Annotated in this window: 5 protein-coding genes and 2 pseudogenes; 2 read left to right on the top strand and 5 right to left on the bottom strand. The window is 58.5% G+C overall.

From position 1 onward, the window contains the following. Positions 1–839, top strand: a pseudogene (locus tag IGS51_RS01595) (hypothetical protein); the annotation flags it as partial. Between the two features lie 109 nt (positions 840–948). Here the strand turns inward: IGS51_RS01595 and aroF are convergent. Next, positions 949–1809 (bottom strand): 3-deoxy-7-phosphoheptulonate synthase, encoded by an 861-nt coding sequence (aroF, locus tag IGS51_RS01600; RefSeq protein ID WP_297075148.1) that lies wholly within the window; start codon positions 1807–1809, stop codon positions 949–951. Positions 1810–2502: 693 nt separating this feature from the next. Between aroF and IGS51_RS01605 the strand changes: the two genes are divergently transcribed. Continuing rightward, a complete protein-coding gene (locus IGS51_RS01605; RefSeq protein WP_297075150.1) occupies positions 2503–3384 on the top strand; it encodes an ABC transporter ATP-binding protein in 882 nt (293 codons plus the stop codon). Positions 3385–3485: 101 nt separating this feature from the next. Here IGS51_RS01605 and gshA read toward each other — a convergent pair whose 3' ends face one another. The 4 genes and pseudogenes from gshA to IGS51_RS01625 form a co-directional block, all read right to left on the bottom strand. Then, entirely contained in the window at positions 3486–4676 is a 1191-nt protein-coding gene (gene gshA / locus IGS51_RS01610) for a glutamate--cysteine ligase (protein ID WP_297075151.1), read from the bottom strand. A gap of 114 nt (positions 4677–4790) precedes the next feature. Next, a complete protein-coding gene (locus IGS51_RS01615) occupies positions 4791–5969 on the bottom strand; it encodes a family 10 glycosylhydrolase (protein ID WP_297075152.1) in 1179 nt (392 codons plus the stop codon). A 77-nt stretch (positions 5970–6046) separates the two neighbouring features. Then, on the bottom strand, positions 6047–8953 hold the full coding sequence (polA, locus tag IGS51_RS01620; protein WP_297075154.1) for a DNA polymerase I: 2907 nt from the start codon (positions 8951–8953) through the stop codon (positions 6047–6049). A gap of 8 nt (positions 8954–8961) precedes the next feature. Then, positions 8962–9455, bottom strand: a pseudogene (locus tag IGS51_RS01625) (polyphosphate kinase 2 family protein); the annotation flags it as partial.

Raw genomic sequence — 9455 nt, forward strand, 5'->3', positions numbered from 1 at the left:
CACCGCCTGCGCCCGCTGCTATCCCGCCTGCGGTGCTTGCTCCTGCGCCCGTGGAAACACCACCGGCTAGCCCGATTGCGCCACCTCCTGTGGTGTCACCTCCAACGCCCATCCCAACGCCCATCCCAACCCCCACACCAACGCCCCAGCTGCCATCGCCCGCCCCAGTGCAGCCGTCGCCGTTCGTTCCGCCAGAGCCGCCGCCAGTTTTGGGGCGAGATCCGTTGCCGCCTCCACGTCTTTTTCCAGACGCGGGATCGCCTAGCGAGTCCACTGAGCCACCCTTCCCCACACTGGGACAAACTCCGACAGGGGACGGCAACCCGGTCAATAACCCCGGAGATGTGGCTGCGAATCCTGCCCCAGGCAGCGGCGCACCAGGCATCGACACACCTGCCAGTGGCCCAGACTCCGGCCCGGGAGACGACCTGGGCGAAGTGGTGATTGGTCGCCAGCCCACGCCCACCAGCCTGACGCTGAGCGTGGCCGCAGTGCGGTACCTCTCGCCTCAGGACACTGCCGACATCCCCGAAGACAATGCCGAACTGCTGAACAGCCGCATCAGCGTCCTCGCCGACCCGACCCAGCCCAACTCTTGCCCACTTTTTCCGGACAGTGTGGCGGGCTTTGGCGCTCCCGTGACGCTGCGACTGGCGGTTGAGGCAGACGGGCGTGTGTCTCGTGCGGAGGTGCAGCAGCCCGCGCCCACAAACTATGCTTACACGGAACTGGTGCAATGCTTAGCGCAGACGGGCTTGCAGTTTCGTCCGGCGCTGGATAGCGGGATTGCGCGTCCCAGTGACAATACGCTGGTGGAGGTGACAGTGGTGGGAGAGTGATGGGGCGGAAAGAACGAAGAGCGAAGAACGAAAAACGAAGAACGAAAAACAGAACCTCTTCGTTCTTCTCTCTTTGTTCTTCTCTCTTCGTTCTTCGCTCTTTTTCTGACTAAGCAACGACAACTTGCGGCAGCGGCTCTTGAACGGGGGTAAGGGTGCGGCCGACGATGGGGGCGATCGCCCTCACCTTTTCCACAATCGCCACCATGTCGTCTAGCGAGAGGGCCTGCCGCGCATCGGAGACAGATTTTTCGGGATCTGGGTGGCACTCGATGATCAGCCCGTCGGCTCCAGCGGCGATCGCCGCCAAAGCGAGATTCGGCACCAGTTCGCGCTTTCCGGCGGCGTGGCTGGGGTCTACGATCACAGGCAGGTGGGTGATTTGCTTCAGCGCCACGACTGCGCCCAGATCCAGCACGTTGCGCGTATAGGTGTCGAAGCTGCGGATGCCCCGTTCGCACAGCATCACGTTTGGATTGCCGTGCGCCAGGATGTACTCTGCGGCCATGACGAATTCCTCAATGGTGGCAGCTAGCCCCCGCTTCAGCAGGATTGGCTTATTGACCTGGCCCAGCGCCTTCAGCAGGTCGAAGTTTTGCATATTGCGGCTGCCGATTTGCAGCACATCGGCGTAGGCGGCAATTTCTTCAATTTGGGAAACGGCCATGACTTCGGTAACGACGGGCATTCCCGTGCGATCGCGCACCGCCGCCAAAATTTCTAGCCCCTCGCGCCCCATGCCCTGGAAATCGTAGGGCGAGGTGCGCGGCTTGTAGACCCCGCCCCGCAGCGCCTGCACACCCGCCACCGAAAGGCGACTGGCAACGGCATCCATCTGGGCGCGGCTTTCGACGGAGCAGGGCCCGCCGATGAGGAGCAGTTCTGACCCGCCCGCCGAAACCTGGTCGGAAATCTGAATAATGCTACTGTGGCTGGGTTCGGTCTTGAGGGTCAGCTTTGCTTTTTGCATGGGAAGAATCTCCTGGTTAAACGTGAAAGATAAGAAGAGAACTAGACCGTAAACGGGAGCGAACCAAAGTTCAAAACCTAAAATCCAAAATCCAAACCCCAAAATCTAAAGTCCAAAACAAAAACCCGGAACCTCTAGAGGCCCCGGGTTGCACAATCGCGCATGACCAACTTACCCGGGGCGTTCCCTGGTCCAAAAAAAGTAAAAGTAAAAGTAGCGGGGCGTATGGCTCATGGGTTTGAACGTAAACGGATTGTGTAAGGAATACTGGCTGCTTAAGAAAGACCGCTTAAAATGCAAAAACCGCAGAGGTTGCGCTCTGCGGTTCACCCAAGGTTCCAAGTCAAGCTGGACTCACCCCAGGTGAACCTTGCTAAACCAAAAGTAAAAGTAGCGGACTTGATTCGACATAACAAAGCCTGATTAATAAAGCCTAATAGCTGTAGAAACAGGTTGTTCAATGCAAGACATCTAAAAACGAAGTGCTTGCAAGTTGAACTCATTTCAACTTACCGCTAACTGTAACGAAGTTTGCAAAACCTCGTCAACCCCCAGCCTGAGAAATTTTGCCAAATTGTCAGGGTTTTATAGCCAGGATTTGAGGCTGCTAGGGATGTTACCTTATGTAAAGAAACGCTGACGCGCATCGTGTTTCCTGCCCAACCTCCAATCTTCAACTTCCAACCCTGAACTATGACAGCGGCGATCGCCCTTCAAAACGTCACCAAGGTCTATGGCAATACGCCCGTCGTCAACGACCTGTCTTTTTCGATTCAGCCGGGGGAAATCTTTGGGCTATTAGGGCCCAACGGCGCAGGCAAGTCCACCACGATTCGCATGTTGACCACGCTGACGCAGATGACGAGCGGGCGCATCGAAGTGGCAGGCTACAACGTGGCGCGGCAGCCCGTGCTGGTGAAGCAGCAAATCGGCGTGGTGCTGCAACAGATGAGCGTGGATGTGGATCTGACCGTGTGGGAAAACATGGAATTTCATGGGCGGATGCACCATATTCCCAATCCCCGCCGCCAGCGCGAAATTGACCGCTGGCTGGAGTATGTGGAGCTGAGCGATCGCCGCAATGACCTGGTGAAAACCCTCTCCGGCGGCATGAAGCGCCGCTTGCAAATCGCCCGCGCCCTGCTGCACGAGCCGCGCATTTTGTTTTTGGACGAACCGACCGTCGGACTCGATCCGCAAACCCGCCGCCGCCTTTGGGAAATCATCAAGGGGCTGAACCAGCAGGGCATGACGATTTTGCTGACGACGCACTATATGGAAGAGGTGGAATACCTCTGTGGCTCTAGCTTTGGCAGCTACGCCGTGCCAAACCACATTGGCATTTTGGACGGCGGCAAGCTGATTGCCCTGGGTACGCTGGAGGAACTGCGCCGCCAGCATGGGGAAGGGCTGGTGATGAAGCAAGCGGGCGATCGCTGGGATTACAAGTTCTTCCCTACGATGCACGAGGCCCAGGCATTCTTTGAAGCACAGCCCCACAAAGCCGGGATGATGGTGCGTCCGTCCAATTTGGAAGATATTTTTGTGGAACTGACCGGACGCAACTTGGACTAGCTTCAACTCAGACTATTTCAGACTATTCCTCAAAGCATTCCTCAAGGCATTCCTCAAATCTCTGCTCAAACAAGCCCTTACTCAAGCCATTCCTCGAACCATTAGGGAACCAGCGCCAGACACGGCTCATCGTCTGGCACGCTGAGATCCACGCCCGGTTCACACAGATCCTCCGCCAGGGCCATTTCTATAGATTCAGTGTCGCGGATGGCTTGTTGCATCACCTGGCGGGCATCCCAGCCCTGGTCTATCAGTCGCAGCCAGCGCTGGGCCTCGTTGCCCTCCCGCAAAATTTTGTGGATCGGCTGGAGGAAACAAGCAAAGCCGTGCTGCTTGGCCGTGGGCAGCGTTTCTGCGAGCAGCAGGTTCACCCAGTCCTGCGCCCGCAGCAGCCGACCGTCTTGCCAGTGGCGCAATTCTGCCTCCAGACTGTTTTGCGCGGCAGCGTCTTCATTGGCATCGATCAACGCGACTAAATCTGTCGCCCGCGTCGCGCTGGGCAGGTCGCTTTGTACCAGCGGGTCGAGGTCAGGATTTTCCATCACTTGCATGATCCGGGCTTCTAGCAGGGCGCAGATCGCCAGCAGCGCCACCGGGTCGCTCACTAGGTCGCAGATGCGGAGCTCCAGTCGGTTGAGGCAATAGGGACGGCGATCGCCATTGGGGCGCACCGAACTCCACAGGTGGCGCACGTTTTGCATAGTGCCCAGCTTGAGCTGTTCATCCGTCCAGCGGATGTAGTGGGCGTGGCTTTCAAACAGGGGCACTTCGCGGGGCGTTTTGGGAAATACGCGCCAGCGGCTGGAATGATTGCCCGTCGGCTGGCCGTCTAGAAACGGCGAAGCGGCACTCAGCGCTAAAAACAGCGGGGCCTCGGCGCGGATCAGGCGGCAGGCCCGCATCAGCACCTCTGGATCAGCAATCCCCACGTTGATATGAACGCTGGCCGTCACAACCGTCGTGCCGTAGGTGCGCTCAATAAAGCTGTGATAGGGGTTGCCTGGATCGGAGCGGTGAAACTGGTCGCTGCCGCCCAGGGCCAGGGTGCTGCCCGGAATCAGGGTGTAATTGCCCAGCCGCTTCAGAAAAGACCGCAGCCGCAGACGGGGGCGCACCAATTCGCACAGCAGCCGCTCATATCGGCAGAGCGGCGGGGTGGTGTATTCCACGTTGCGCGTGTCTGGCTCTCGCACAAACCCGTCTAGGGCAGCCACAATCTTGTCGGAGAACCCCACAATGTCGCCATCGGGCGTGCCTGTGTACATCTCGATTTCAAAGCCCTTCGACAGCATTGGGTCTGCTCCCAGCGTAATGTTCTTGCGTACTTTCCTCAGTTTAGGGGTTTGGGGTTCGGGGTTGGAGAGTCGGCTCGGAGTTTTCGGCCTAGACCATACTGCTGCCAATCCTCAAAACCCCAAATCTGGCGGGATGGGGCGACTGGCAGGAAAGGGAAAGAGGCGCTGAAACTCTTGGTCGCGATCGCCCAGAGTTTCATAAAAGAAAAAGGCCACCCCAGCATAGTGGCGATCGCGCGTTTCCCTCACCTGCCGCTGAATCAGGCGAATCGGCGTGATGCGCCCCCTCAGCCCCGCCAGGATGCCAATACTGACGGGCAGATACTCCCGCGCCACCTGCACATCGGGTCGGTCTAGCTCCATCTCGAAGCGCCCCATGTCATTGCGATAGACCTGCACGATTAGCTCATCGACCAGGCCGCGCCGCTCCCAGGTTCCCCAGTCTTGCAAGTAGCGCTCGTAGGCAAACTCACGGGGATTGGGCGATAGGGAAATAATCGCGTCGGGGTTTCGCGCCTTCACCTCGGCCACGATGCGGCGAAACAGGCGAGTGATGTGGTTGGCTCGCCAGCGCACCCAGGCGGGGTCTTCGGGGTCGGCGGGCGGGTCTGCGCCGTTGTGTTCTGCCCGATAGAGCGCCACGGTGTAGGGGTCATAGCCCATTTCCACGGGCATCCCAAAGTGGTCATCTAGCTGGATGCCGTCTACCTGATAGCGCTCTACTACTTCCGCCAGCAGATTCACCATAAAGTCCTGCACGCCAGGATGGGCTGCGTTGAGCCAGACGCGGGGTTCGTTGCCCTGCATCCAGACCTGCGTGCCGTCCTGCCGCTGGGTCAGCCAGTCGGGATGCTGGGCCGCCAGTTCAGACCCCGCTGGAGCCATCAGCCCAAACTCAAACCAGGGAATCACCGCCATGCCCAGACGGCGACCTTCAACGACGACTTCGCCCAGCATGTCGCGCCCCTGCAAGCCGGGATAGGGATCGAGGGCAATGCCGAAGGTCGCTTGGGCGGTGGGGCTGGGGTAGAGGGTGTAGCCGCCGTTCCAGACGGTGGGATAAACCGTGTTGAAATGCAGGCGAGACAGGCGACGCAGCCCCACAACGAGGTTGCGGCTGGAAAACAGCACCTCGCTGTCGATATTGGTGAGCCAAACCCCGCGCAGTTCGATGGGTCTGAGATGGCTGGTGGGGTTCGCCTGGGCGGAGGTGGTGATTCCCAAAAGGGCGATCGCCCCTGCCAAAGCTGCCCGATATCCCCGTTGCCAGTGTTTCCAGCCGTTGCCCATAGGTGCTGTCTCTTCGAGTCTTTGAGTCGTGGATGGGGTGGATGAATTGAAAAATCTTGCAGAATCCTACCGCAGGTTTACTTTGCGTCCATCCAGTTTTGTCCAGCGTGCATTTCCACCTTGAGCGGCACTTTCAGGTCAACGGCGGACTCCATCGCGGCACGGATTTGCGGCTGCAAGTCGTCCCACTCGTCGGGGTGTATCTCAAACACCAGTTCATCATGCACTTGCAGCAGCAGGTTGGCCCGGCGACCCGACAGCAGGTTGTGCAGCCGGATCATGGCGAGCTTGATGATATCGGCGCTAGACCCCTGGATCGGCGCGTTGGCGGCGGCGCGAAGCAGTTGGGCATCGTATTGGTCGCGCAGGCGAATTTTATTGGTGTTGATATCGCTGGGGTTTTGTCCTCGCAATGCCTTCAGGTTCTCGCTGCCAAAGTTGAAATAGCGGCGGCGACCGAGGATGGTTTCCACATACCCACGGGCGATCGCCTCTTGCTGCATCTGTTGCAAATAGCGGAACACGCGCGGATAGCGCTCATAAAAGCGCTCGATAAACGTCTTTGCCTGGGCCTGGCTAAAGCCCGACTCTCGCGCAAATCGCTGTGCCCCCATGCCGTAGATCACGCCAAAGTTAATCGTCTTGGCCATGCGCCGCTCGTCGGGGGTCACCTTGTCCTTTTCAAACAGCAGCCGCGCTGTCAGCGCATGGACATCTTCGTTGTTCTGATAGGTTTCAATCAGGATTGGTTCTTCGCTCAGGTGCGCCAGGATGCGGAGTTCAATTTGGGAGTAGTCCGCCGCCACCAGCAGCCAGCCTTCTGCGGGAATAAACGCCTTGCGAATCTGGCGGCTAAACTCCGTCCGCACCGGAATGTTTTGCAAGTTGGGATTCGACGACGACAATCGTCCCGTCGCCGTAATCGTCTGGTTAAAGTCGGTATGCACCCGCTGCGTATCGGGGCGCACCAAGCTGGGCAGCGCGTCTACGTAGGTCGATTTCAGCTTCGACAGGGTGCGATGCTCTTGGATTAAATCCACCACCGGATGGTCGCCCTGGAGCTTTTCCAGCGTAGACGCATCCGTAGAGTAGCCTGTGGCCCGCTTTTTGGACTTGCGCTTGTCCAGCCCCAGCGTGTCAAACAGCAGCACGCTCAGTTGCTTGGGCGACCCCAGGTTAAAGGTTTGCCCCGCTGCTTCGTAGGCCTGCTCCTCGATTCGCTTTAGGTCTTGCTCCAGGGCTTTGGAAAACGCCTTGAGATAGTCTTGGTCGATGCGAACGCCCGTGTATTCCATTTCTGCCAGCACGGGTTCGAGCGGCTGCTCCACAGTTTCCAGCAGTTCCGTCTGCCGAGGAATTTGCGCCAGTTCTGCCCGCAGCTTGGGGACGAGGTGAAACACAGAGTAAACATCCGTGCCGCAGTAATTGGCGACCTTGGGAATGGACACCTCCGCAATGGTTTTGCCCTTGGGCACCAGATCGTCGTAGCTCTGGGCGTTCAGGCTCAGATACTTGCGCCCCAGATCGGTCAGATTATGACTGCCTTCGGGGTTCAGCACATAGCTGGCCAGCATCGTGTCAAACACCACACCCGCCAGGTGAATGCCCTGACAGCGCAGAACCAGCCGATCGAACTTGGCATTTTGCAGAGCTTTGGGATAGTCCGCACTCTCCAAAATCGGGCGCAGCGCCTCCAGCACCGTTGCCCCATCCAGGGTTGTTCCCTGGGCGTGCCCGGTGGGAATGTAAGCCACGTCCGCCTCGCCTGGCCCCCAGCAGCAGCCAATTCCCACCAGCACGGCATCGCGGGGTTCTAGGGCGGTCGTTTCCGTGTCCCAAGCGACGGGCGCGGCGGGGTCAGTGCAGGCTTGCAGCGTGTTCACTAGGGCGCTGAGCTTGTCGGGTGTGTCGATGATTTTCGGCTGGACGGGCGTGGTCGCGTAGCCCTGGAAGGTGGCAGTGTCTTCGGCACTAAAGAACCAGAGATCGTCGTCTTCGTAGGGGGCTGGGGTGCTGGAGCGCTGGGGTGCTGGGGCGGCGCTTGGGGCACTAGGCTGCTCGGTCGCGTCATCACCAGAAAACTGGCTGTGGAGCTTTTGCAGGCGGTTAAGGAAGGAGCGGAATTCGAGTTTTTCTAGGAGCGGGACGACATCGGCATCGTCGAAGGCTTGCAGCTTGCAGTCTTCTGGGCGGAGGGCGAGGGGCACGTCCAGGTGAATTTGCGCCAGGTATTGCGAATGCAGGGCAGCATCGCGGCCCTCTTCTAGCTTTTTGCGGACGGCGCTTTTGATGCGGGGGTCGTCGAGGTGGCTATAGATTTCTGCGAGGGAGCCAAAGTCGGTCAGCAGAGAAACAGCGGTTTTGTCGCCGATGCCCTTGACCCCAGGAATGTTGTCGGAAGCGTCGCCGCAGAGGGCTTTGTAATCTACCACCTGCTGCGGCGTAATGCCCATTTTGTCTTTCACCTGCTGCGGGCCGAACTCGCGGGGCGGCGGCGTGCCCTTGCCGAAGGTGGTGCTGAGGTAGAGGACGGTCAACTGCTCGTCGTCGATGAGCTGAAACAGGTCGCGATCGCCCGTCAGCACCTTCACCCGAAAGCCGTCGGCCACTGCCTTGCGGCTGAGCGTGCCAATTACGTCGTCGGCTTCGTAGCCTGGAACCGCGATGACGGGCAGCTTTAGCGCCTGCAAGAGTTCCTGCAAGTTGGACAAATCGGGCAGAAAATCTTCTGGCGCGTCGGGCCGTCCTTCTTTGTAGGTCTGGTCGGCTTCGTGGCGATAGGTCGGCTCGCTGGGGTCAAAGGCGATCGCCACATAGTCCGGCTTTTCCTGCTCCATCGTGTCCAGTAGCGCCTTCATAAACCCGAAGGAAACGCTGGTGGGGATGCCCGTTTTGGTTCGCAGCCCGCCGTCGCGGTTTTTGGCGTGGGCGTAGTAAGAGCGGAAGGCGAGGGAGTGGCCGTCAACCAGGAGGAGCGTGGGCATGGGGTGGGTTACTCTTCTGCGTCGAGAATCTTTTTAGCTTCTAGCAGATCTTTCATGTGAACGTCTGTGGGCACGGGGTAGTGCAGATCGAGTTGTGAGAGGCGATCGCCAATAATCTCCGCCACCGCCAGCCGCGTAAACCACTTGTGGTCCGCAGGAATAATGTACCAGGGTGCGTGTTCGGTGCTGGTGTGGGAAAACATCTCCTCATAGGCCCGCATATAGTCGTTCCAAAGCCCCCGCTCCTTCACATCCGCAGCGGAAAATTTCCAGTTCTTTTCTGGCCGCTCGATGCGTTCCAGAAATCGCTTTTTCTGCTCTTCTTTGGACACATTTAGGAAAAACTTGAGGACAATAATGCCGTTGTTCACCAGATATTTTTCAAAGTTATTAATCTCCTCAAACCGCTGCTTCCAAATATTTTTCGTCAGCGCCGATTTGGGCAACTGCTGCTTTTGCAAAATTTCGGGATGCACCCGCACCACCAGCACTTCTTCATAGT

The sequence above is a fragment of the Thermoleptolyngbya sp. M55_K2018_002 genome (assembly GCF_015295965.1).
In the GTDB taxonomy this organism is placed as follows: domain Bacteria; phylum Cyanobacteriota; class Cyanobacteriia; order Elainellales; family Elainellaceae; genus Thermoleptolyngbya; species Thermoleptolyngbya sichuanensis.

What these genes read in the sequence shown, in the direction of transcription:
- aroF (WP_297075148.1), bottom strand. Translation starts at nt 1,809, where the DNA reads ATGCAAAAAGCAAAGCTGACCCTCAAGACCGAACCCAGCCACAGTAGC.
- IGS51_RS01605 (WP_297075150.1), top strand. Translation starts at nt 2,503, where the DNA reads ATGACAGCGGCGATCGCCCTTCAAAACGTCACCAAGGTCTATGGCAAT.
- IGS51_RS01615 (WP_297075152.1), bottom strand. Translation starts at nt 5,969, where the DNA reads ATGGGCAACGGCTGGAAACACTGGCAACGGGGATATCGGGCAGCTTTG.
- gshA (WP_297075151.1), bottom strand. Translation starts at nt 4,676, where the DNA reads ATGCTGTCGAAGGGCTTTGAAATCGAGATGTACACAGGCACGCCCGAT.
- polA (WP_297075154.1), bottom strand. Translation starts at nt 8,953, where the DNA reads ATGCCCACGCTCCTCCTGGTTGACGGCCACTCCCTCGCCTTCCGCTCT.